The sequence below is a fragment of the Synechococcus sp. 60AY4M2 genome, from assembly GCF_002760375.1.
Taxonomy (GTDB): Bacteria; Cyanobacteriota; Cyanobacteriia; order Thermostichales; family Thermostichaceae; genus Thermostichus.
In genome coordinates this window covers 102,982-125,553 of the sequence record NZ_AUMZ01000001.1, presented here as the reverse complement: position 1 = coordinate 125,553, position 22,572 = coordinate 102,982, and the positions used below count along the sequence as shown (strand labels likewise).

At 60.8% G+C, this 22,572-nt stretch carries 22 protein-coding genes; 16 read left to right on the top strand and 6 right to left on the bottom strand.

Features of this window, described 5'->3' with window-relative positions; all coding sequences use genetic code 11:
- Positions 1-25: 25 nt before the first annotated feature.
- The 3 genes from SYN60AY4M2_RS00520 (at position 26) to SYN60AY4M2_RS14170 (ending at position 1,803) form a co-directional block, all read left to right on the top strand.
- Positions 26-853, top strand: a complete 828-nt coding sequence (locus SYN60AY4M2_RS00520; RefSeq protein WP_099812075.1) for a TlyA family RNA methyltransferase — start codon at positions 26-28, stop codon at positions 851-853.
- Positions 854-896: 43 nt separating this feature from the next.
- The gene (locus SYN60AY4M2_RS00515) at positions 897-1,331 is read left to right on the top strand and encodes a hypothetical protein (protein ID WP_099812074.1); all 435 of its coding nucleotides are present in this window, start codon (positions 897-899) and stop codon (positions 1,329-1,331) included.
- Positions 1,332-1,626: 295 nt separating this feature from the next.
- Complete coding sequence (locus SYN60AY4M2_RS14170) at positions 1,627-1,803, top strand: hypothetical protein (protein ID WP_168173350.1); 177 nt, start codon at positions 1,627-1,629, stop codon at positions 1,801-1,803.
- Positions 1,804-2,101: 298 nt separating this feature from the next.
- On the opposite strand, the gene sat is transcribed toward SYN60AY4M2_RS14170, so the two are convergent.
- The 3 genes from sat to SYN60AY4M2_RS00500 all read right to left on the bottom strand — a co-directional run bounded on the left by sat (position 2,102) and on the right by SYN60AY4M2_RS00500 (position 4,679).
- Positions 2,102-3,283: a sulfate adenylyltransferase gene (gene sat, locus SYN60AY4M2_RS00510; RefSeq protein WP_168173349.1), complete on the bottom strand. Its 1,182-nt coding sequence runs from the start codon at positions 3,281-3,283 to the stop codon at positions 2,102-2,104.
- Positions 3,284-3,396: 113 nt separating this feature from the next.
- Positions 3,397-3,768: a hypothetical protein gene (locus SYN60AY4M2_RS00505; protein WP_011430402.1), complete on the bottom strand. Its 372-nt coding sequence runs from the start codon at positions 3,766-3,768 to the stop codon at positions 3,397-3,399.
- Between the two features lie 128 nt (positions 3,769-3,896).
- Positions 3,897-4,679 (bottom strand): ParA family protein, encoded by a 783-nt coding sequence (locus tag SYN60AY4M2_RS00500; RefSeq protein ID WP_099812072.1) that lies wholly within the window; start codon positions 4,677-4,679, stop codon positions 3,897-3,899.
- A 78-nt stretch (positions 4,680-4,757) separates the two neighbouring features.
- Here SYN60AY4M2_RS00500 and SYN60AY4M2_RS00495 point away from each other — a divergent pair, with 78 nt between their 5' ends.
- The 5 genes from SYN60AY4M2_RS00495 (at position 4,758) to SYN60AY4M2_RS00475 (ending at position 10,238) form a co-directional block, all read left to right on the top strand.
- The gene (locus tag SYN60AY4M2_RS00495) at positions 4,758-6,044 is read left to right on the top strand and encodes a glucose-1-phosphate adenylyltransferase (protein WP_099812071.1); all 1,287 of its coding nucleotides are present in this window, start codon (positions 4,758-4,760) and stop codon (positions 6,042-6,044) included.
- Between the two features lie 152 nt (positions 6,045-6,196).
- Entirely contained in the window at positions 6,197-7,969 is a 1,773-nt protein-coding gene (locus SYN60AY4M2_RS00490) for an AarF/ABC1/UbiB kinase family protein (protein WP_099813174.1), read from the top strand.
- A 42-nt stretch (positions 7,970-8,011) separates the two neighbouring features.
- A complete protein-coding gene (locus SYN60AY4M2_RS00485; RefSeq protein WP_011430406.1) occupies positions 8,012-8,386 on the top strand; it encodes a hypothetical protein in 375 nt (124 codons plus the stop codon).
- A gap of 162 nt (positions 8,387-8,548) precedes the next feature.
- A complete protein-coding gene (locus tag SYN60AY4M2_RS00480) occupies positions 8,549-8,878 on the top strand; it encodes a YggT family protein (protein WP_011430407.1) in 330 nt (109 codons plus the stop codon).
- Between the two features lie 13 nt (positions 8,879-8,891).
- On the top strand, positions 8,892-10,238 hold the full coding sequence (locus tag SYN60AY4M2_RS00475; protein ID WP_099812070.1) for a cytosine deaminase: 1,347 nt from the start codon (positions 8,892-8,894) through the stop codon (positions 10,236-10,238).
- Here the strand turns inward: SYN60AY4M2_RS00475 and SYN60AY4M2_RS00470 are convergent.
- The gene (locus SYN60AY4M2_RS00470; protein WP_011430409.1) at positions 10,235-11,404 is read right to left on the bottom strand and encodes a lipid-A-disaccharide synthase-related protein; all 1,170 of its coding nucleotides are present in this window, start codon (positions 11,402-11,404) and stop codon (positions 10,235-10,237) included. The genes SYN60AY4M2_RS00475 and SYN60AY4M2_RS00470 overlap by 4 nt on opposite strands.
- Positions 11,405-11,531: 127 nt before the next feature.
- On the opposite strand from SYN60AY4M2_RS00470, the gene SYN60AY4M2_RS00465 reads away from it, so the two are divergent.
- The 8 genes from SYN60AY4M2_RS00465 (at position 11,532) to SYN60AY4M2_RS00430 (ending at position 19,320) form a co-directional block, all read left to right on the top strand.
- Positions 11,532-11,837, top strand: coding sequence for a hypothetical protein (locus SYN60AY4M2_RS00465; protein WP_011430410.1), 306 nt, complete (start codon positions 11,532-11,534; stop codon positions 11,835-11,837).
- A 68-nt stretch (positions 11,838-11,905) separates the two neighbouring features.
- The gene (locus SYN60AY4M2_RS00460; protein WP_099812069.1) at positions 11,906-12,952 is read left to right on the top strand and encodes a thiamine phosphate synthase; all 1,047 of its coding nucleotides are present in this window, start codon (positions 11,906-11,908) and stop codon (positions 12,950-12,952) included.
- 154 nt (positions 12,953-13,106) lie between these two features.
- Entirely contained in the window at positions 13,107-14,630 is a 1,524-nt protein-coding gene (locus SYN60AY4M2_RS00455; RefSeq protein ID WP_240527872.1) for an AAA family ATPase, read from the top strand.
- Positions 14,631-14,801: 171 nt separating this feature from the next.
- Complete coding sequence (locus SYN60AY4M2_RS00450) at positions 14,802-16,910, top strand: flavin-dependent dehydrogenase (protein ID WP_099812068.1); 2,109 nt, start codon at positions 14,802-14,804, stop codon at positions 16,908-16,910.
- A gap of 401 nt (positions 16,911-17,311) precedes the next feature.
- The gene (locus SYN60AY4M2_RS00445; protein WP_011430414.1) at positions 17,312-17,650 is read left to right on the top strand and encodes a hypothetical protein; all 339 of its coding nucleotides are present in this window, start codon (positions 17,312-17,314) and stop codon (positions 17,648-17,650) included.
- A 48-nt stretch (positions 17,651-17,698) separates the two neighbouring features.
- Entirely contained in the window at positions 17,699-18,040 is a 342-nt protein-coding gene (locus tag SYN60AY4M2_RS00440) for a histidine triad nucleotide-binding protein (protein WP_011430415.1), read from the top strand.
- Positions 18,041-18,121: 81 nt separating this feature from the next.
- Complete coding sequence (locus SYN60AY4M2_RS00435) at positions 18,122-18,772, top strand: precorrin-8X methylmutase (protein ID WP_011430416.1); 651 nt, start codon at positions 18,122-18,124, stop codon at positions 18,770-18,772.
- A gap of 173 nt (positions 18,773-18,945) precedes the next feature.
- Positions 18,946-19,320 carry a hypothetical protein gene (locus SYN60AY4M2_RS00430; RefSeq protein ID WP_041438360.1) on the top strand — a complete coding sequence of 125 codons (375 nt, stop codon included), beginning with the start codon at positions 18,946-18,948 and terminating at the stop codon, positions 19,318-19,320.
- 80 nt (positions 19,321-19,400) lie between these two features.
- On the opposite strand, the gene SYN60AY4M2_RS00425 is transcribed toward SYN60AY4M2_RS00430, so the two are convergent.
- On the bottom strand, positions 19,401-21,131 hold the full coding sequence (locus SYN60AY4M2_RS00425; RefSeq protein WP_099812067.1) for a diflavin flavoprotein: 1,731 nt from the start codon (positions 21,129-21,131) through the stop codon (positions 19,401-19,403).
- A 114-nt stretch (positions 21,132-21,245) separates the two neighbouring features.
- A partial coding sequence (gene hflX, locus SYN60AY4M2_RS00420) for a GTPase HflX (protein WP_099812066.1) occupies positions 21,246-22,572 on the bottom strand: 1,327 nt, incomplete at its 5' end.

Genomic DNA, 22,572 nt, shown 5'->3' with positions numbered 1-22,572 from the left:
GGAGTGGAAGGCCAGTGGCTAGGGCATGGCCGATCGAGTCCGCCTGGATACCTGGCTGGTGGAGCGAGGGTATTTTTCTTCGCGCCAGCAGGCGCAGCGGGCTATCTTGGCGGGAGAAGTCTTCCTCAACGGAGTACGGGCGGAAAAAGCCGGGACGTGGGTAAGCGGAGATCCTGTAGTCCACATCCAGGCCAAGTCTGCTTTTGTCTCGCGAGGAGGAGAAAAGCTTCAGGGGGCACTGCAAGCTTTTCCCATTCAAGTCCAGGGTCGCATCTGTTTGGATGCTGGCATCTCCACTGGGGGCTTCACCGATTGCCTCCTGCGACGAGGGGCGCAGCGGGTCTATGGGGTGGATGTGGGCTATGGCCAATTGGCCTGGTCTTTGCGAACTGACCCGCGGGTAATCCTTAAGGAACGAACCAACTTGCGCTATCTTCAGCCAGCCGATCTCTACGGAACCGAGGTGCCCACTCCCAACTGGCCGGATCTGGCAGTGGTGGATCTCTCCTTTATTTCCCTGACTAAGGTGTTGGATCCTCTGTGGAAGCTGTTGCGCTCGCCGCGGGAAGCCTTGCTGCTAGTCAAGCCGCAGTTTGAGGCGGGCCGAGGCCAGGTGGGCAAAAGGGGGGTAGTGCGGGATCCGGCCGTCCATGCCCGCGTGCTGCAGACAGTAATGCAGGCGGCGGTGGCCCGCGGCTGGCAGGTGCAGGGCTATACTTGGTCGCCTATCACTGGCCCTGCCGGCAACATCGAGTACTGGCTATGGCTTGCTGAAGGGGAAGGGATCCCTCTCCCCGACCTCGGTGCACTTCAGCAGATGAGCGAACAGGCAAGAGCAGCCTTACACCCATAAAGTAGTGCACTTGTCAATACGTCATTATGCCGAGTTGAGAACGATGAGCGCAGCCATTGAAGAATTGTTTCAGGAAGGGATCCGGCGCTACGAGGCGGGGGAAGCGGCCAAGACGCTGATCCCTTCCTTCGAGGCCATTTGTAAGGGATCCCCGAAGGCGGCAGCAGTCTGGACTTGCTTGTCCTGGCTCTATCTTTTGGAGGGGCAAGCGGAAAAAGCCCTGAAAGCTGCCCAAACTGCTGTGAAGCTAGACCCGGTGGACGCCCAGCCGCGGGTGAACTTGACTTTGGCGATGCTGGAGCTGAAAAAAACAGGGGTACGCCAGCAGGTGGAGATCATCAAGCAAATCTTGGCGCGGGATCCCGAGCAGATCGAGGGGGTCAAATCTAACTTGGCAGAGGGAGGGAACCGCCGTCCCAATTGGCCTCAGTTGAGCAAGATGCACCAATGGCTATTTGAAGTAGACCAAGCAGGTTAAGCAGGCTTAACCCGATTTTGCAACAAGAATTTAGGAAAATCTAGAGCTTGTCAACTTAATCCGCAACTTTTAACAATATTCTCATAGAGTTGGTGCTAGACTTCTCTTACCAAATCGCAAGACGGTATTCTGGCACCGCTGTGAGTTAGCTTGCATCCCACGCAAGCCTGTGGATTTGTTGGGCTTTGAGGAGATGCAAGGGTTTCTGTTTGGTGTGACACTTCTTGCATCGACTTGCATTGAAATTGAGTTCTGCTTTTGATTTTCTTTGACTGTAAATTGGAGGAACTTGAAGATGAACCGTCAGACCGTTTGGGTTAAAGGCGAGACCCGCAACCACCAGGGCCACTTCATCCCTCAATCCGAGTATACGTTGGTCGATGTTGACCAAAATGGCTGGGCGTTGATCTGTGTTGACAATGCCCGCTGCTATTATGTGGATCCCGACCAGCTCCGCTTTGAGGCGGGATGAGGTCTGTTGCTGCCCATGGAGGGCTTCCTGGCGAGAGTTTCCTAGGAGAGCAGCATCCTTCCCCTGCTTTTGGGCGTGGGTTTGTTTATGGTTTGGTATCCCTGAGGCTGCGCCAGAGGACTGGCCGGTGATGCCCATGTACAGAACCGGTTTTAAGCTGATACCTGGGGGCTCTGCGACCGCAACCCAACGATCAATCTAGCGGAGTCAGCCTAGGCAAGGAGGCAGCGCCCTATTTCAGCTTGGCCGACTCCCCAAGAACACAGAGGGCCTGGGCTGGAGCAGGCTCTTTTTGCCCCTACTCAGGCTGTCCCCGCTCACGCATAGCTTCGGCCAGCAGTTGGGCTACCTCGGGGCGGGAGAACTCCGGCGGGGGGATCTCGCCGCGGCGCAGCATTTCCCGCACCTTGGTGCCCGAGAGGTGGATGCGCTGGTGGGGCTGGCTGGGGCTGGTCTTGGCCGTGGCCATGGTGCCGGTGACGGTGCAATAGAAGGCATGTTCAAACTTGAGGGGGATGATGCCCAGTTCCTCGGGACGGAACTCATCGAAAATGTGCTGGGCATCATAAGGGCCGTAGTAGTTGCCCACCCCGGCGTGATCCCGGCCCACAATAAAATGGGTGCAGCCGTAGTTTTTGCGAACGAGGGCGTGGAAGATGGCCTCGCGCGGGCCGGCGTAGCGCATGGCCGCAGGGTTGATGGCCAGGATCACCCGCTCCTTGGGGAAGTACTTTTCGATCAGCACCTCGTAGCAGCGCATGCGCACCTCGGCGGGGATGTCGTCGTTTTTGGTGGCCCCCACCAGCGGGTGGAGAAACAGCCCGTCCACGATTTCCAGAGCGCACTTTTGAATGTACTCGTGGGCGCGGTGGATGGGGTTGCGGGTTTGAAAGCCGACAATGGTTTTCCAGCCTCTTTCCCGAAACAGTTGCCGCGACTGGGCCGGGTCGATCTGGTAGGCCGGGAAAAGGGGATGGGGATCCCGCTGCAAGAGAGTTACAGGGCCGGCCAAATAGACGGATCCCTGTTGGTAGAGCACCTTCACCCCCGGATGCTGCTCATCGGTAGTGCGGTAGACCTGCTGCGCTTCGCGGGTTTTGTCGTAGGTGAACTTCTCGGTCAATTCCAACAGGCCCAAGAGCCTGCCCTCGGCATTGGCCAAGGCAATGGTCTGCCCTTCCTTGAGATCGGCAGCTATCTCGGCAGAGACCGGCAGCGTTACCGGCAGCGACCAAGCCAGGCCGTTGGCCAGGTGCATCGTCTCCAGAACCGACTGGTAATCTTCCCGCCCCATGAAGCCGGTGAGCGGGCTGAAGCCCCCGATGGCGATCATCTCCAGATCCGACTGGGCCCGCTCGTCGAGGTGGAGGATGGGGCAGTGTTCAGCTTTGGAGCGCAGCTCCTGCGCCTGCTCAGGGGAGGCAATGCGGTTGACCAAGGTGCCCCCGTGGGGCGGAATGGCATCGCCAGAAACAGTCATCTTCGCCTGGGATGGAGTCATAGCGTGCAGACCGGAACGGCAACCGAGCAGACAGGGATCCCTAACCCTACACCCTCCTTTCCTCCGGCGCAATCCAGACTAGTACCAACTGCCTAGTCCAGCATGTAGGGGGGCATATCTTCGTCGGTGGGCGACACGTTGTCAAAGATGGGCCGATTCATGATCTTCTTTTGCGCGTGCAGAGGCGAAGGCTGGGGTTGCGGCTTGGGTAAAGGTGCGACTTGCCCTCGGCGGCTTTGCAGTTCCTGAATGGTCTTGGCCCGCTCCTCGGCCACCGCCTGTAACTGGGCCAGCGCCTTCTGCAATTCGTCGCGGTGGGCAGTGACTTGCTGTAGCTGAGCTTGCAGGGCAGAGACTTTGTTTTGGTAGTCCTGCAAAAGTTGTTGAGCTTCGGCCAGTTGGCTTTTGAGGGTTTCAAGGTCCGGCGATTCTGGGGCTGGTTCTGTAGGAGACTGAGAAGACATCGTTGTCGGCTCCTCGCCCGTGGGAGTAGATTCTGCAGGGGTGGGCTCTGAACTGGTTTTAGCACTGGCCTTGCGCCGAGTGCGGGAAGTTTCTCCCGAAGAAGGAAAGAGGCTACGGTCCGATCCAGTCACAAGAGCACCTCATGTTCGACAAACTGCTCCAATCGCTGACACACCACCGAGCCAGGCCGATAGTCCATGACCGTCAAGCCGTAGTCAAAAGCGGTGCGCAAATCGCTGCTATCTGGAATGGTAACGGGTGAAAGCACATCCGCAAAAATCTGTTGCGCTTGCACATACAATTGCCCGGTATGGGATCCGGACCAGATGCCCCCTGGCAAGTAGCGGTCGTCCAGCATGGTCAAGATGGCGCGGACTTGGCTCAACTCGCCCTTCAGGGACTCGACATAGCGCAGGGTCACCTCTGTACAAGAGAAGTCGACGCGGTTGAGCCGTGTCGGGATCAACACCCGCTGGGCTGCCCGCAAAGCATTGGCGGTGAGGGCATTCAGCTCCCCTGGCGTGTCGAGAAAGACAAAGTCGTAATCCGGCAGCAGGGGAGCGAGCTGATGCTGCAACAGGTCTTGCCCGGAGTCGCCAGCAGCCGCCAGTTGGGCCGCCACTTCGGCCATGGTGCGGTGGGAGGGCGCCACATCCACTCCCTTGTCGGTGCAATAGATGACTTCCTCCAGAGGCCGCTGGTGGTGAGGGTGGAGGCTAGCCCAAACGGTCTCCTCTGGGGGAAGGGATCCGGCCTCTTCGAGGTAAAAGCTGCTGGCGGTGGTTTGGGAGGTGAGATCGACTAGCAGAACGGCGTGGCCCCGCTGGGCCGTCAACTGGGCCGCGTGGACGCAGAGGGTGGACTTGCCAGTGCCGCCCTTGTTGTTGGTAAAGGCCAGGATGCGTGCCATCAGCTTCCCCAGGGCCGTTGCAGCCGCTTCCCCTCGCCGCGGTCTATGCTATTGGGTGTAACCTGGTGGAGAACCACCATGCGCGATGTACTGGCAATTATCCTAGGCGGTGGGCGGGGCACCCGCCTCTATCCTCTAACCAAGCGCCGCGCCAAGCCGGCTGTACCTCTAGCAGGCAAGTATCGCCTTATCGACGTTCCGGTTAGCAACTGTATCAATTCCGATATCGATAAGATCTACGTCCTCACGCAGTTCAACTCCGCCTCGCTAAACCGCCACATCATCAATACCTACCGCCTGTCTCCCTTCACCGGCGGCTTTGTAGATATCCTAGCGGCCCAGCAAACCCCCGATAACCCCGACTGGTTCCAGGGCACGGCTGACGCCGTTCGCCAATATCTCTGGCTGATGGACTCCTGGAAGCCGCGTGACTTCCTCATCCTATCGGGGGATCACCTCTACCGCATGGACTACCGCCCCTTTATTCACTATCACCGGCAAACCGGAGCCGATGTGACGCTGGCGGTGCTCCCCTGCGAAGAAAAAGTGGCTTCGGGTTTTGGCTTGCTCAAGATCGACGCCGATGGACGGATCGTCGATTTCAAAGAAAAGCCGCAAGGGGAGCTGCTGAAAGCCTGTCAGGTGGATACCCAAGCCCTCGGCCTCAGCCCGGAAGAGGCCAAAGCCAAGCCCTACATCGCCTCGATGGGCATCTATGTATTCAGGCGGGAGGCCCTCATCGAGATGCTGAAGGTGAAGGAGCACACCGACTTCGGCAAAGAGGTGCTGCCGTCAGCCATCGGCAAGTACCATCTGCAGGCCTACCCGTTCAAGGGCTACTGGGAGGACATCGGCACCATCGAGGCTTTTTATCGAGCCAACCTGGCGCTGGTGCAGCAGCCCAACCCTCCCTTCAGCTTCTTTGACAGCGAAATGCCCATCTACACCCGCCCACGCTTTTTGCCCCCCAACAAAATCCTCGATTCCCAGATCGTCAACTCCATGATTGCCGACGGTTGCATCATCAAAAATGCTCAAATTCGCAATTCCATCATCGGCATTCGCAGCCGCCTGGAGGCCAATACCATTGTAGAGAATACCCTGGTCATGGGGGCCGATTACTACGAGTCGGCAGAAGAGCGGCAGGCCAAGCTGGAGGCTGGGATCCCACCGGTGGGCATCGGCGCCAACTCCCACATCGTCAACGCCATCGTGGACAAAAACGCCCGCATCGGGCGCAATGTCCGCATCCTCAACAAGGATCACGTCAGCGAAGCGCAGCGGGAAGAGGAAGGGATCTGGATCAGCAACGGCATCGTCACCATCATCAAGGACTCGGTGATCCCGGACAACACCGTCATTTGATCGGGGGAAGCCGGCTTTGGCCGAGAACCTGGCTGGCGAACGCTGAGGAGGCGCTGTTAAGCAAGATAAGAGAAAACAAGAGGCTTTTGCCATTACGATAGATTACGATAGATATTAAGAGCTTTAAAAACAGATTGTGAGATCCCTTGAGCGTGGTTAACAGGATTTCCTCCATTGCCGACCTAGAAGTTTACGATCCGCAATTCATCACTCGTTACTACCGCTGGCGCCTGCTCCGGGTGATGGGTCGGGCGCTGGCCATTCTCTGGCCCCTCCTCTGGTTTGTTCTCTGTCTACGCTGGGATCAGCTTTGGGGACAGGGCGATCGCAAAGTGCCCCAGCGGGCAGAGCAGTTGCGCAAGCTGCTCACTGACCTAGGGCCTACCTTCATCAAGGTGGGGCAGGCCCTCTCGACGCGACCGGACTTGGTGCGCAAAGACTACTTGGAAGAGCTCACCAAGCTGCAGGATCAATTGCCCAGCTTTCCTTCCCAGGAGGCGTTTGCCCGCATTGAGTCAGAGTTGGGCCGTCCGATCACCGAGATCTACGCCCAGATCTCGCCCGAGCCGGTGGCTGCCGCCAGCTTGGGCCAAGTTTACAAAGCGCAACTGCACAGTGGCGAATGGGTGGCGGTGAAGGTGCAACGGCCCCACCTGCGGGAGCGGCTGAGCCTGGATCTGTACCTCATCCGCTGGGCCTCCACCTGGCTGGGGCCTTGGCTGCCCCTGAACCTGGGCAACACCTTGACGGCGGTGGTGGATGAGTTTGGTCGCAAGCTGTTTGAGGAGATCGACTACCTGCAGGAGGGACGGAACTGCGAGCGCTTTGCCGAATACTTTCGCGGCGATCCCGATGTGTATGTGCCGCGCATCTTTTGGGCCTACAGCACCCGCCGGGTGTTGACCCTGGAGTGGATTGACGGCATCAAGCTCACCGATGTGGAGCGCATTCGGGCGGCCAACTTGGAGGTGAAACAACTGGTGCGCATCGGCGTGGTGGCCGGACTGAAGCAGTTGCTGGAATACGGCTTTTTCCACGCCGATCCCCATCCGGGCAACCTGTTTGCCCTCCCCGATGGCCGCCTGGCCTACATCGACTTTGGCATGATGGATCAGCTCACCGAAGAAATGAAGGAGTACCTGGTGGACGCGCTGGTTCACCTGGTGGATCGCGACTACGACGCCTTGTTCGACGATTTTATTCACTTGGGCTTTTTACAGCCGGATGTCAACCGTCAAGAGCTGATCCCTGCTTTGGAGACGGTGTTGGCGGATGTGTTGAACCAGGAGGTGGGCAACTTTAACTTCAAAACCGCCACCGACCAGTTCTCCGATTTGATGTACCGCTACCCCTTTCAGGTGCCCTCCCACTTTGCGTTGGTCATCCGCTCTTTGGTTACCCAAGAGGGGGTGGCCCTCAGCCTCTATCCGCAGTTTCGCATTGTCGGCGTGGCCTATCCCTATGTGGCCAAGCGCCTGCTGACGGACGAATCGCCCCGCATTCGCCAGCGGCTGCTGCAAGTGCTAATTAAAGATGGCAAGTTCCGCTGGAACCGCTTGGAGAACCTGATCCAAATTGCCCGCAGCGATGGGGGGCTGGATTGGGTACCCACCGCCCGCATGGGTTTGCGCTACCTGATGTCGGAGGAGGCCCGTGAACTGCGCCGCCAGTTGGTGCTTTCTCTCACGGAAGATGACCGCCTTCACTTTGAGGAGCTGCAGCGGCTGTGGCATGTGATCAGCCCCGACTTGTCTCCAACTCACCTCTGGCAGGCGGCACTGGGATCCCTGCCCTCAACCAGCGATCTGCAACATACTTTGGCCGAGTTGAGGGAACAGGTGCAGGCCCACCTGGAGCGGCTCAGCCCCTGGCGACTTCCCCAGCCCTGGCCGAATTGGCTGGCGGGAGTGGGACAGGAAAGGTAAAACGGAAAAAGATAGCTTAAGTTTGGTGAGCTGGACAAAAGCGTGGCAGATCAGAAAGGCGACTTCATTGCCGGTGTGGTAGCCGGCGCTGTGTTGGGCGGGATCATCGGCGGGGTGATCGCCTTTGTGCTGGCCCCCCGACTAAGCAAGGGATCCGCCGAAGGCCAGCGCCGGGATCCCGACCGTCTCAACGGCACCTCTGTCCCTCCTGAACGACCGCGCCTCCGAGCCTCGGGTGAGCCGGCTGTGCCCAGCTCCGGCGACTGGAGGGAGTGGGAACAGGAAACAGAGCGGATTGCCCAGGCCCGCCGCACCCTCGAAGCCAAGATTGCCGAGTTGAACGAGGCGATCCAGGCCACCCGCGCACAACTGCTCGTCAAGGAGATATCTTCTAGCGCTGTCGAGGAAAAGCCTTAAGCAGGGGACCCCTGTCCATGCCAAACTAGAGGCGGCACTGGCTTTCTCCTCTGGGGAGTGCCAGCGTTCTCGCCTCTCGGCTGAGTTGCTCTCCTGGATCAGGTCTGCCTCTGCCGACAGCGCTTAAGTTGTTGAAGAGTTGTTCCCTCGCTGTTTCTAACCATGATGCTCAGCCCTTTGTTGCTCCCTCTCCCTTGGACAGACGGCCTCTCTCTGGGGCTGGTCTACGGCAGTGCCGCGTCTTTGCTGTTTCGCTCCCTTTACCAGTTCATCGTCATTTACAACGCGCTGTTGATTGTGCGGATTTTGCTGAGCTGGTTCCCGCAACTGAACTGGTCTAACCCCATTCTGTCGGTGCTCAGCCAGCTCACGGATCCCTATCTCAACCTCTTCCGCGGCCTCATCCCCCCCATCGGCGGCCTGGACTTCTCCCCCTGGTTGGCCTTTATTTTGCTGAGCTTTGCCATGCAGGTGGTGGGCCAGTTTGCCTAATTGCTGTACCACTGTGCAGATCCCTGGCGCTGCCCGCTACTGGCTGCTGAATGCCCAAGTTCCCATCTCGGTGCTGAAGGATGTGGTGCCAGCGGCGGTTCCCAACCGAGAGGGCTTGGTGCTGCTGGATCTGGAGATTAGGGAAGGGCGAATTGGCCATATCCGAGCGGCCACAGGGATCCCGCCCCAGGGAATCCCGAGTGTAGATCTAAGGCGGGGCCAGGTGTGGCCCTGTTTTGTCGATATCCACACCCACCTGGACAAAGGGCACGTGTGGCCGCGCAGCCCCAACCCCGACGGCACCTTTGCCGGGGCCACCCGGGCCGAGCAGGAAGACTGGGCCAAGATGGAGCGGGCCTACGCCGGCAGGCGAGAAAAACTTTGGCAGGATGTCTACCGCCGCTGCAACTTTGGCCTGCGCTGCAGCTACGCCCATGGATCCCAGGCGGTGCGCACCCACCTGGTTTGCGAGGGCCCTCAAGCCGAGGTGAGCTGGGAAGTCTTTGCCCAGTTGCGCCGAGAGTGGGCGGGCAGGCTAGAGCTGCAGGCGGTGACGCTGACCTACTTGGATGTTTTTCTCACACCGGCAGGGGAGAAGCTGGCGGACAAGGTGGCGGAGCTGGGCGGGATCCTGGGCGGAGTGGCGGCGATGGGGCCGGAGCTGGATAAGCAGTTGGAGCGGGTGTTTGCCCTGGCCCAGGAGCGGGGGCTGGATCTGGATTTTCATACCGATGAGACAGACGACCCTGAATCCCTGACGTTGCGGCATGTGGCAGCGGCAGCCCTGCGCCATGGGTTTGCAGGCCAGGTGGTGTGCGGCCACTGCTGCAGTTTGGCGGTGCAGCCGCCGCAGGTGGCCCACCAGACCATGGCCCTGGTGAAGGAGGCGGGGATCGCCGTGGTCAGCCTGCCCCTGTGCAATCTCTATTTGCAAGACCGCCGCCCCGGCCACACGCCCCGCTGGCGGGGGGTGACGCTGCTGCACGAGCTCAAAGCCTTGGGCGTGCCGGTGATGATCGCCAGCGACAACTGCCGGGATCCCTTCTACGGCTTTGGAGATCACGATGGCCTAGAAGTGTTTCGGGAGTCCACCCGCATCCTGCACCTGGACACCCCCTATGGGGATTGGCCGCAGGCCATCACTGCCACCCCGGCCCGCATGATGGGCTTGGTAGAGGCCGGGGCGATTGGGGTGGGCCTGCCGGCAGACTTGGTGCTGTTCAAGGGGCGGGGGTTTGACGAGCTGCTTTCCCGACCCCAGCACGACCGGGTGGTGCTGCGCCAAGGTCAGCCCATCGACACGGCGCTGCCGGACTACGCAGAGCTGGACGACTTGATGGAGAGGGTGGGGCGGACTTAGCCAGCGGGGTTGGGGAGCCAGGCTTTAATCTGGGCGGCAATGCGCTGAGCAGCGCCAGGGGATCCCATACGCCGCTGCCCGTGGGCTCGCAGTTGGTCGGCGTAAGCGGGATCGCTGGCCAGGCGGCTCAGAATCCGGCAGAGCACGGCAGGGGCCTGCTGGGGTGAAGTGAGGTGGACTGCGGATCCCAGGAGACGGGTTTGAGCTTCGGCAAAGCGGGGGGTAAATTGCGGCCCCTCCCCCGGCAGGGTGACCACCGGCTTCCCTAGGCCCACGCATTGTTCCGTGGCCGTCCCCGCCATGGCCAGCACCGCTGTTGCCCGGTGAGCACAGGTGCCAAAATCTCCCCACACCAGGAGCAGGTCGCGGCGTCGAGCAGGGATCCGCTCTTGAAGGGGGTTCCGCTCCAGGTTAGGGCTGAGGGCGGCGTAAACTTGGATTTCCGGCGGCAGTTGCTCTACCACCTGCATCATCAAGGCCCAGTTGCGGTAGGCTTCCGGCGGGCGGGATCCCGGCAGCAGCAGCACCGCGGGCCGGTCGGGATCCAAAGGCAATTCTCCCCGCGGCTCCAGGTCATCCATCATCGGGTTGCCCAGGTAGAAAGCCCGGAGGCCCCGTTTTTGCAGAGCGGTGGCCGTCAGCTCATCTCGCAAGAAGGAGCCGCGACAGCGCCTGCGGGCCATGAGCCAGCGCTCCCAGGGCAGGTAATCGGAAACCGGCTGTCCCAGCCAAGCGCGTCGGTAGGGCCCTTGTTCGTCCCGCCAATAATAGTCCGACTTGGCTGTGCCCACGAAGACGTAGGGGCTGCCGCTCCACCAGGCCATTAACAAAGGCACAATGTCCCCCACCGCCAGCACCAGCTCGACCTGAGCCGCCGCCCGGCGAACCAAAGCCAGTTGCCGCCCCGTCAGGCCCAGCAAGCCAGCGCGCAGATCCCGCCACAACTGCCGCCAATCTTGATAGATAAATCCCCCTGAAGGCATCACCTGGGTCAGGGGCAGCAGCGGGATGCCGCGGCGGCAATAGGCGGTGCCTTCCCCCACAATCGGCAGGGCTTGCACCGAGATCCCCAGGCCGGTCAGGGCCAGGGCGATGCGACTGCCCACCTCATCTTCCCCGTGGCCATTGCTCAGGCACAGCACCCGCGACAAATTCTGTGGATTCATTGGGTAGAGGATGGGAGTTCAACTCTGGGGTGTTGCCGCCTCCATTCGAGCTAAACGAGCAGAACCCTGTAGCTTACCAAAAATCTCTTCTTAAAATAGAGCCAACCTGCGAGGGGAAGCCAGGGTAATGATCCGAAATGAGCGACAACGAGCCGAGTTTATTGCAGCGGTGGAAGCTTTGCGCCTGGAAGGCCCTTACTTCGTCGAGACCCGTCTTACCCGTCAGCGGGGGTATTTTTGGCGGGCGGTGAAGGATGTGGCCGCCGGCCAGCCCTGGTGGGAGATCCGCTACTTTCCTGCCTGCGAGTGCTATGCTTGGGCCTACCTGCCGGAAGGGATCGGCCCCCGTGAGTTTGCCTGGGGACACACGCCACAGCAAGCTTTCCTCAACGCCCTTTGGCAACAGCCTGCCTCCTTTTCGGACAAAGGCTAGGACAGGTGCCAGAGAAACCGTTTCAACTTACAGTAAAAAAAAGATTAAAACTCCCACGCGCAGGGGACATGAAACCGCAGGCCGTCGCCCGTATCCTGGATGCCAACCTCGACCGAGCTCGTGAGGGATTACGGGTGCTAGAGGAGTGGTTTCGCTTTGGCCTAGAAAACGGCGAGCTGGCCAGCGAATGCAAGGCCATGCGCCAAGCCCTGGCCCGCTGGCACAGCGACCCGCTGCGGTTGGCCCGCGACACCCCTGCCGATCCGGGCACCCAGATCTCCCATCCGCAAGAGGAGCAACGGCGGGATCTCGGCCACCTGCTGCAGGCCAATTGCAGCCGTGTGCAAGAAGCGCTGCGGGTCTTGGAAGAATACGGCAAGTTGGCCGAGTCCAGTCATTGGGTAGCACCCGGCCTGGCCAAGCTGGCCAAAGACATGCGTTATCGGCTCTATGTTCTAGAAAGCGAGCTGCTGGGGGGATCCCTGCGCCAACGGCTGTTGGCGGCCCATCTCTACCTGGTCACCAGCCCGGTGCCCCACTGGCTGGAGGTGGTGGAAAAGGCGCTGCGGGGAGGGGTGACGCTGGTGCAGTACCGCCGCAAGAACCTCACCGATAGGGAGATGCTCTGGGATCTCAAACAGCTGCGGCAACTGTGCGACCGCTACCAGGCGTTGATGATTGTCAACGACCGGGTGGACTTGGCCTTGGTCAGCCAAGCGGATGGGGTGCACCTGGGCCAGACGGATCTGCCGGTTGCCCAGGCGCGGCACCTGCTGGGATCCCAGCGCCTGATTGGCCTGTCGACCACCAATGCCGAAGAGCTGGCCCAAGCCCTCAATAGCGGCGTGGACTATATCGGTGTCGGCCCCGTCTATGCCACCCCCACCAAAGCGGAAAAACCCCCCGCCGGCCTGGAGTACGTGCGCCTGGCCGCTGAGAAGGCCCACTTGCCCTGGTTTGCCATCGGCGGCATCGACCTCCACAACCTGGCCGAGGTGCGCCAGGCAGGCGCCAGCCGCGTAGCCGTGGTGCGGGCTCTCATGGAGGCGGCGGATCCCACCCAGACCGCCCGTGCCATGCTGGCCGAACTGCAACGGATCCCTGCTCTATCCTGAAGTTAGACACAGAATCTTCTCAAAACCCTCCTAACTCCCGATGGCAGAAGCCGTAAAAGATCTCACTGACCCCACTCGGCAAAGCGGCGGGGATCCCATCCTGAGCGGGATCGCCACCGAAGTGCAAGGGGAACTGGTGCGGGAGCTGGATCTGATGATCCGGGCTCGCTACCCCCTGATCTACTTGGTTTCTCCAGAAGAGGAGCCAGCGGATGCTGTGCTCGTGCAAGTAGCCAAGAGAACCGATCCGCCGCGGCGGCTGCTGTTTTGGGACGTGGTGCGGGGCTGGCAAGATAGCGGCGAAGATCGCGGCTCCATCATGGCCGCCCTGGGGCGGGTGTGGCGCTCGGCTCCTCAGGAAGACACCCTGTTTGTGTTGCGGGATCTGCACTTTGTGCTGCGCAACGCCAGCAGCGACAAAAACGCCCCTATCCTGCGGGAGCTGAAAAACCTCAGCCGCGAGCTCAAGCGCACCCGCAAGACGCTGATCCTGCTCAGCCACATTCTAGAAGTGCCCAGCGACCTGGCCGAGGAGATCACCGTCGTCGACATTCCCCTGCCCAACAGCGAAGAGATCAGCCGCCTCATCCAGCTCTATGTGGCCCCGGAAAAACTCAAGCTCACCCCCCTGGCCCGCGAGCAACTGGTCAAAGCCTGTCAGGGGCTGAGCCGGGAGCGCATCCGCCGCGTCTTGGCTCGCGCCCTGGCCGCCAAGCAGGAGGTGAACGAGGCCGACATCGACCTGGTGTTGGAGGAGAAAAAGCAGGCCATCCGCCAGACCGGCATCCTGGAGTTTTTCACCGCCCGCGAGACCCTGAAAAGCGTGGGCGGGCTGGACAACCTCAAAGCTTGGGTGCGGGTGCGCCAGGAAGCCTTTACCGAAGAGGCGCGGCGCTACGGCCTGCCCAATCCCAAGGGCGTGCTGCTGGTGGGGATCCAGGGTACCGGCAAGTCCCTCTCCGCCAAAACCATCGCCAACGAGTGGCGGCTGCCGCTGTTGCGGCTGGACGTTGGGCGGCTGTTTGCCGGCATTGTTGGCGAATCGGAAAGCCGCGTGCGCCAGATGATCCAACTGGCGGAGGCCATGGCCCCCTGTGTGCTCTGGATTGACGAAATCGACAAAGCTTTTGGCAACATCACCAGCAGCGCCGACGGGGACTCGGGCACCAGCCGTCGGGTGTTTGGCAGCCTGATTACCTGGATGCAGGAGAAGACCAGCCCCGTTTTCATCGTGGCCACCGCCAACAACGTGCCCCTCTTGCCGCCGGAGCTGCTGCGCAAGGGCCGCTTTGACGAGATTTTCTTTCTCAACCTGCCCACCCAGGCCGAGCGCAAGGAGATCTTCCGAGTGCACCTCCAGCGGCTGCGCCCCAGCCGGCTGCGGGAGTTTGACCTAGATGAGCTGGCAGCAGCCGCCCAAAACTTCAGTGGCGCCGAGATCGAGCAGGCTATCGTTGACGCTATGTACAACGCCTTTGGAGGCAGCGGCAGCGGCGCTCGGCGAGACTTTACCCAGGAAGACATCCTGCAGGCCATCCGCGAAACTGTGCCCCTGGCCTCCATTGCCCGCGACCAGATCGAAAGCCTTAAGTGCTGGGCCGCCCAGGCAGGCGCTAGAACCGCCTCCCAGGATGCTCAGGTGCTGCAGGAGATGAAGCAGTGTTTTGCAGCTTCCTAGAGGGGATCCCCGATTTTTCCTGCTTGAGGGGAGCGAGTGGGAAGCCCCCTAGGCTCGGGTTTGGGCCTTGGAGTCGGATCCCGTCACTGAGGCATTAGTTCGCCTCTTCCCCTTCGTCTCTGGGAATGGATGGTCGAGATAACCCCACCTCCGGCATCCCCTCGTGTCACAATGGGTAAAGATCGGCTTTTTTTGTGTCTTGGCGCTGTGCTCAAGCTCCTGTACTACCGCGAGATCCCTTGCCCAGATACCGCTCAAGTGCTGAGCTGGCTGCAGGAGCACCTGCCTCTGCCTGCGAGCAGCCAAAAGGTACTCACCCCCACTGGGCTACGCCTAGAGGGATCCGGAGCGCAGCTGGCCGTTTTCCTCTGGTCGGGGCTGAACACCACCTATCTCAAGATCTTTCAGTGGTCAGAGCGGCCTTTCCCCCAGCAGGGCCGCTGGCTAAAGGAAGTGGAAAGGGCTATCCAAAGCCAATTTCCCCACCGCTACCCGCAGTTGCCAGATGTCGATCTCAGCCAGGGATCCATCTTTGAGCAACTGGAGCCCTTTTACCCGCAGACGGTGAAGTATTTCCGCCGCATCCCCAACGGGGAGTTTGACCTGCAGCGGGTTTACTGGTGGGAGAAACGCTGGCGGGAAGAAGTCCAATCCCCTCACGCTTGCCGGCCCCCCGTGCTATTTCGCCAGCCTGCCCCAGAGCCCGCCCCCCAAGAGTGGGACTTGGTGATCGTGGGCGGGGCGTTGGGGGCTATCTACGGCGCGGCCATGGCCCGCTTAGGTTACCGCGTGGCCCTGGTGGAACGGCTGCCCTTTGGCCGCATGAACCGGGAGTGGAACATCTCGCGGCGGGAGCTGCAGACGCTGGTGGAGTTTGGCCTCCTCAGCCCTGAGGAGATGGAGAGCCTCATCCTCAGGGAATACACGGATGGTTTTAACAAGTTTTTTGATGGCAACAGCCCCGTGCGCGCCCCCGTCCTGCACACGCCGACGGTGCTCAACCTGGCCATTGATGCCGAAAAGCTCCTGCAGCTCTGTGGTCAAATCTTGAGATCCAGGGGTGGTGCCATCTACGAGCGCAGCGAGTTTCAGCGGGCCTACATCGAGGAGCAAGGCGTCACGGTGGTGGTTAAGGACCTAACCACTCAAGAAGAGTTCTCTCTGGGATCCCGCCTGTTGGTGGATGCCATGGGGACGGCCTCCCCCATTGCCCAGCAGCTCTACGGCCGCCGCGCCTTCGACAGCGTTTGCCCCACGGTAGGGGCCACCATTGCAGGGGGGTTTGAGCCAGGAGTTTGGGATCCCCAATTTGGCGACATCCTGGCCAGCCACGGCGACATCAGCCGCGGTCGGCAGCTCATCTGGGAACTGTTCCCTGGGCCGGGGGAGGATCTCACCTTCTACCTGTTCCACTACCACCAGGTGCATCCGGAAAACCCGGGCTCCCTCTTGGAGCTGTACGAAGACTTTTTCACCATCCTGCCGGAATACCGCCGCTGCGACCCGGAGCGCCTGCAGTGGAAAAAAGCCACCTTTGGCTACATCCCCGGACGCTTTGGCCAGCAGCCAGCTCCCCAAAAGCCCTTCGACCGCCTCCTTTTAATTGGGGATGCGGCAGCTCTGCAATCGCCCCTGAGCTTTACGGGGTTTGGATCCCTGGTGCGCAACTGCCCTCGCCTGTGCGATTTGCTGGACACAGCCTTGCGCCATAATCTCCTCAAAGCCGCCGACCTAGCCCAGATCCGCGCCTACCAGGGCAACTCCGCCGTCACTTGGCTGTTTTCGCGGGGGATGATGGTGCCCACCGGCAAGGTGTTGCCGCCCGAGCGCATCAACGCCATCCTCAACAGCTTTTTCGGTATTCTCGCCACCGAGCCGCCTGAGGTGGTGGACGACTTTATCAAAGACCGGGCTGGCTGGCTGGCCTTTAACCGCATGGCTATCAAAGCGGCTCTGCAGAACCCGCGGCTGCTGCTGTGGATCTGGGAGGCAGTAGGAGCGGAAGGCTTTGCCCAGTGGCTACCTACCTACTTCAGCTACACCGGACTGGCTTTGCTCTCGGCCCTCCTGGGAAGTTGGTTTCCCAAGCTGGTGCGGCGCCTGCAGCCCTGGCTGGAGTCCCGCTACCCCCGCCTGTGGTTGCGCTGCCTGAGCTGGAGCTACACCCTCACCTACGGGGTAGGCCAGCCGCGCCTGGAGTTTCATCTCCCCGCTCCCAGCTCTCCTGCCGCGCAAAACCTGCAAAACCCAATACCGACCTGGATAGAAGAAAGGGCCTAGGCCGGAGACTTTCACCAAGCCGTTGTTTCCACCGTCTCTCTGGCGCCTCCAGGAAAGGCGGGCGTCAACTGTTTTGTCGGCAGAGTCAACTCACAAAAAATCTCGAGGAGTGCTGGCAGTCCTTGCTTTGGTTTGCTAGCAGTTTTCGGCCTTATCTGCACAAGATTGTTTGCCGCAGCAGCCGATTCCCAGGTAGTGGCCAGCGGCAAAAGAGCTGTGTCCACCTGCTCTTTACCTTGGCAATTGGCTCAAGTTGAGTATAATCAGTGCCTACCATCCACTAACCTTCAGGTTCAGGCCGAAGAGGGTTGGGAAGGGATCCCAACTTGAATCGGTCGAGGAGTTTCTGAACCTCTTTTTGCAAGGTCTCTATTTTGGCAAGAAAACTAGGACCAGATCCAATGGTTTATACTTTTGAAATCATCGGCATTGCCCCTGCCCTCGATTTTTTCTGGCAGCAGCAGGAGCTGGCAAAGCGGCCTTGTCGGGTAGAGTACCTGGGCACCCGCCCTTGCACCCTGGATGCGCTGCTGGGATCCTTGGAGGAGGTGCCGGCGCGGCGGGGCTGGGATTTGGATCAGCTAATCGAAGCGGTTATTCGCTTCTGGTGCAACAATCCCGACTTGGTCAGTTTGTGGCGGTCTCGCTTTCAGGATGCCGGAGAAGATGTCCTGCTGATCTCGCGGGTGGGGCCCATTCAATCCCTACAGCAGGAGTTTGAGTGGCTGCTCAACCAATGAGATCCCTAAACCGGGTAGGCTAAGGGCAGGATTGTTTCGTAACTACCCATGAGCGACACCGTTTTCAGCAAGATCATCCGCAGGGAGATCCCGGCCCAGATTGTCTACGAAGACGAGCGAGCCATCGCCTTCAAAGACATTGCTCCCCAGGCTCCTGTCCACATCTTGGTGGTGCCCAAGGAGCCTATCCCCGGCATTGCCCAGGCCAAGCCCGAACACGAAGCGTTGCTAGGGCACCTGCTGCTGACGGCTCAGCGGGTGGCTGTTGAAGCTGGCCTAAGCAGAGGTTATCGCTTGGTCATCAACCAAGGAGAAGACGGGGGTCAAACCGTCTTTCACCTGCACATCCACGTTCTGGGCGGTCGGGCGATGGGCTGGCCGCCGGGCTAGCTTCGGGTTTTGCCGCCAAGTGGGGCCTCTACAGCTAGAATGCTGCCATTGAGGGTGGCTGGCAGGCGAGGTTTAGAGGCGATGGAGTGGCATGTTACCGATGCGGAAAGCCTGATGATCATCGACCAGGAGGTGGGCAAGCACGAGCTTTCCCCCGCCGAGTATGAGGTGGTTCGTCGAGTTATTTACGCTACTGCAGATTTCGAGTATCTTCACCTCATCCGTTTTGGCAACGAAGCCCTGCAGGCTGGGGCGGCGGCTTTGGCGGCGCGCACCACCATTGTGGTGGACGAGCCGATGGTGCAGGTAGGCATCGCGCGGGCCGTGCAGAACACCTTCTCCAACCCCATCTACTGCGGCAGCGAAGCTGTCACCCGCCCCCAGAGGGACAAGACCCGCTCTGCCTGGGGCCTGCAAACCCTAGCTCAGCGCTACCCTGAGGCAATCTTTGTCATTGGCCAATCCCAGACGGCTCTTTCCACCCTGGTGCAGTTGATCGCCGAGAAAGAGGTATCCCCTGCCCTGGTCATCGCGACGCCGGCTGGGTTTGTGGATGTGGTGAAAGCCAAGCAGGAGCTGGCCGATTCCATGGTGCCCCACATCCGCACTGAGGGACGGAAGGGCGGCCCTGCAGTGGCGGCGGCGGTCTTGGATGGCCTGCTGGATTTGGCTTGGCAGGCCTATGTGGGAGCCAGCAGCCCAAGCCCTACTGGCAAATCAGTTAGCGGATAGAGGGGAGCTCCGTTGATCTGATGATCTAAATGGTTCTGATCCAGATCACAGGCTTGGCAGGATCTCCGTCATGCTTCCCTCGGTCTGGCTTCGAGAAGATGGGAGCTATCTTCTCAGTGCCGGACAAAAAAGCCCGAGAAGCGGCTAGTCGAGGCAGAGCGAGGGATCCGGTCATGCAGCAGTTCATTTGGGTTTGGGGAAGCGGCTGGCTTTTGGCTATGGCCTTGGCAAGGGGAGGATGGGCCCAAGCGGAGGTAGCGGCTCTTTTGCCCGCCGGACAGCCGGCTATATCGCCCTCTCTCCCTGTGCCGTCGAACATCGACCAGAGGGAAGCTCGACTCAGCCCCTACCAGCGCTGGCAACAGCAGCATGCTGCCGCGGAGATTCCCTCTTCTGGGTTTGGGGAGGTCTTCTACCGCCTCGCTCAGAAAGCGGAACAGAGCCCAGAGGGGCTGCCTTTTCCACTGCGGCCAGCCGGGATCCCTCTGGGAGAGGGTAGCCCTTTTTTCCTCCATGTCAACGGGCTGGTCTACCAACTGTCCTATTGAAATAGGCGGGGAGGTTTTCGCGTTAGCAGGACGGCTATTTCAAGCCCTGCTGAACCTCTCCTCTCCCTGGGGGTGAGGGATCAGTAATGATTCCCCACCTTGCGGTGGTGGACGGCGGTGAGGCCCTCCAGGTTGGAGACCCGCCCGGCTTCTAGGGTGCTGTAGACCACCCAGTGGTCGCTGGTTTCTAGGCGGCTGGCCACGCGGCACTCCAGGTAGGCCAAGGCATCGGCCAAGATGGGGGATCCGTTGGCGGCGGGGTAGGTCTTGATGCCGGCAAAGCGGTCGGCTCCCGGCGGGAAGCGCTTCAGGAAGTGGCGCATTAGGGACTGGTGATGGCCTTCCTGCAACACGTTGAGGACAAAGGTATCGCCCACCTGCAGGAAGGACTCGATGGCCCGGTCTTTGGCCACGGCAACGCTGATCCCCGGCGGATCGCTGCTGGCCTGGGCCACCCAGGAGGCGAGCATGGCGCTGGTGGCCTGCCCTTTGCGGGCGGTGAGGATGTAAAGGCCATTGCTGATGCGGCCTAGGGCGCGATCCAAGTCGGCATCCAGGGCTTTCATCTGCTGAATGGTGCGATCCCGCGTTAGCCACTGCCCCAGGTCGGTGCCGGCTTCCTCCGCCAATTGCAGCAGGGTTTCGTCTAGGGGTTGCTTGAGGAGAATAGGAGGGAACACTTCTTTGGCGCCCATCTCCTGCAGCGTGTTGCGGCAGAGGTAGACCGACTCGTCATCTGCTCCCCCCGACTCGAACAGGCCAAAGCCTTGTTTGCTGTGGGCAGCAGCCAGGAGGGTTTTCAGCAGCACCTGGGTGGAGGCCGCATCAGGCCCCGCTTGGGGCGGCATGCCTATCACCACACCAGCGGCCAAGCTCATCAGCTCGCGCACCTCGTGGGCATCCAGCAGCCGCAGATCCGCCAGCTCTACGGCAACGCCGGTTTTTTGGATGCCGCGGGCAATGGCTTGGGCCAATGCTTCCGCCTGGCCATAGCCCGATAGGTAGAACACCGCCACCATTCGTTCGGCTTTGGCCTGCTCCAGGCTCCAAGTGCGGTAGTGCTCCACCCAATCAGACAGGTGGTGGCGCAGCAGGGGGCCGTGGCCGGTAGCAATGGCGGCGATGGGGGGCAGGGACTCCATGCGCTTCAGGGCCGAGAGTACCGAGCGGGCGTTGGGCCCCATGAGGCAGTCGTAGTAGAGCTTGAAGTCGGCCTGTAGCAGGTGGGGATGCTCGTCCCAGGCAAAGTCATCGCAGTAGTGCATCCCAAAGACGTCGCAGGTGTAGAGGATCTGCGTGCCGTGGTCGTAGGTGAGGATGGTGTCGGGCCAGTGCAGGTTGGGAGCAGAGATGAACTCCAGAACATGTCCCTTGCCCAGATCCAGGCGATCCCCCTGCTTGACCACCAGGTGCCGGAAGGGGCGATGCACCAGGTTTTCCAAAAATTGCACGGCCACTTTGGAGGCCACTACCGTCATTTGGGGCGCCAGCTCCAGCAGATCCCCGACTAGGCCGCTGTGATCCGGCTCGGTGTGGCTGACCACCAGGTAGTCGAGGGTGGCGGGATCCAGGAGGCCTCGCAGCAGATCCAGGTACAACTGGCGAAACTTCTCGTGGGAGGTGTCGATGAGGGCCACCTTCTCCCCGCGAATTAAAAAGGAGTTGTAGGTGGTGCCGTTTTCCAGGGCGAACTCGATATCAAACCGATCCCGATCCCAGTCCTGGGAGCGGATGGCAAGGGTATCGGCTCCAATGAGCAGCGTCTGCAGCGTAAGATGGCCTGAACGCGGTGCAACTGCCGTAACGGCCATGTTTTCCCCCTCTGCCAAATGGCAACTTTACCTAACTGCCCTCTGCACTCATCGTAACCGTGATGTAACTAAATGTTGAGGAGCCGCCAAGTTTTGATTTTCTGATGAAATGCTTCAGGGATCCCCAAACTGCCGACCCCCGCAGGGTCTGGGAGCAAAAGCTGCGGCAAACTGGGCCAGGGTGTGGCGCAGTTGATCCAAGTTTTGGCCGTTGGCGGCGGACACAAACAGGGCCTTGGGGTAGAGCAGGCGCACGTCCTCGACCCATTCGGGATCGAGGCGGTCAATTTTGTTAAACACCAGTTGTCGCGGGCCGGTGGCCAGGGGCATCTCGTCCAGCAATTTTTCCACCGCCTCGATGTGCCCTTCCCAGTTGGGGTGGGAGAGATCCACCACGTGCAGCAGGGCATCCGCCTCCGTCACCTCCTCCAGCGTGGCCTGGAAGGCCTCTACCAATTGCTCAGGCAGCTCGGTTAAGAATCCCACCGTGTCGGTCAACAGCACTGCCTGCTGGCCGGGCAGCTCCAGCCGCCGCGTGGTGGGATCCAAGGTGGCAAAGAGTTGATCGGCCACATAGACCTGGGCCTGGGTGAGGGCGTTGAGAAGGGTGGACTTGCCGGCGTTGGTGTAGCCCACCAGGGCCACCACGGGAATTTGGGATCCCTCCCGTCGCTGGCGCAGCCGTTGCCGGTGGCGGCGCAGCTCTTCCACTTCTTGCCGCAGCTTGGCGATGCGCCGCTGAATGGCCCGCCGCTCCATTTCCAGTTGGGTTTCCCCGGGGCCGCGGGTGCCGATCCCACCCCCCAACCGCGACATGGTGCGCCCTCGGCCGGCCAGGCGCGGCAGCAGATATTGCAGTTGCGCCAGCTCCACCTGCAATTTCCCGGCCCGGGTTCTGGCCCGCTGGGCAAAGATATCCAGGATCACCTCGCTGCGATCCACCACCCGCACCCCTACTGCCTGTTCCAGGGTGCACACCTGGCTGGGGGTGAGCTCGCGGTCGAACACCACCAGGTTAGCTCCCAGATCCTGCACCAGCAGGGCCAGCTCCTGCACCTTACCGGATCCGATTACCGTGGCCGAATTGGGGCCTTCCCGCCTCTGCCAGAGGGCTTGCAGCACCTGTCCGCCGGCACTCTCCACCAGGCGGCCCAGCTCGGCCAGCCTGTCTATGAGGTCTTCGCTGCTCTGTCCCGGCTCCTGCAGTCCCACGAGGATGGCCCGCTCCTGCTGGGGATCCACCTGGCGGGCAGTGAATTGGCGACGAAAACTATCTTCCAACTCCGCCACCAGCTCCTGCAGATCCTGCTCTGCCAGGGTCGCCAGCGGCAGAGGCTCGGAGACCTGCCAGCGGCTCTCTCCCTGGGGCACTAGGTGGGCCAGATAAGTGTAGTTGACAAAGCCCGTGGCCCCTCCGCCGCGGCGCAGCCGTCCTCCTGAG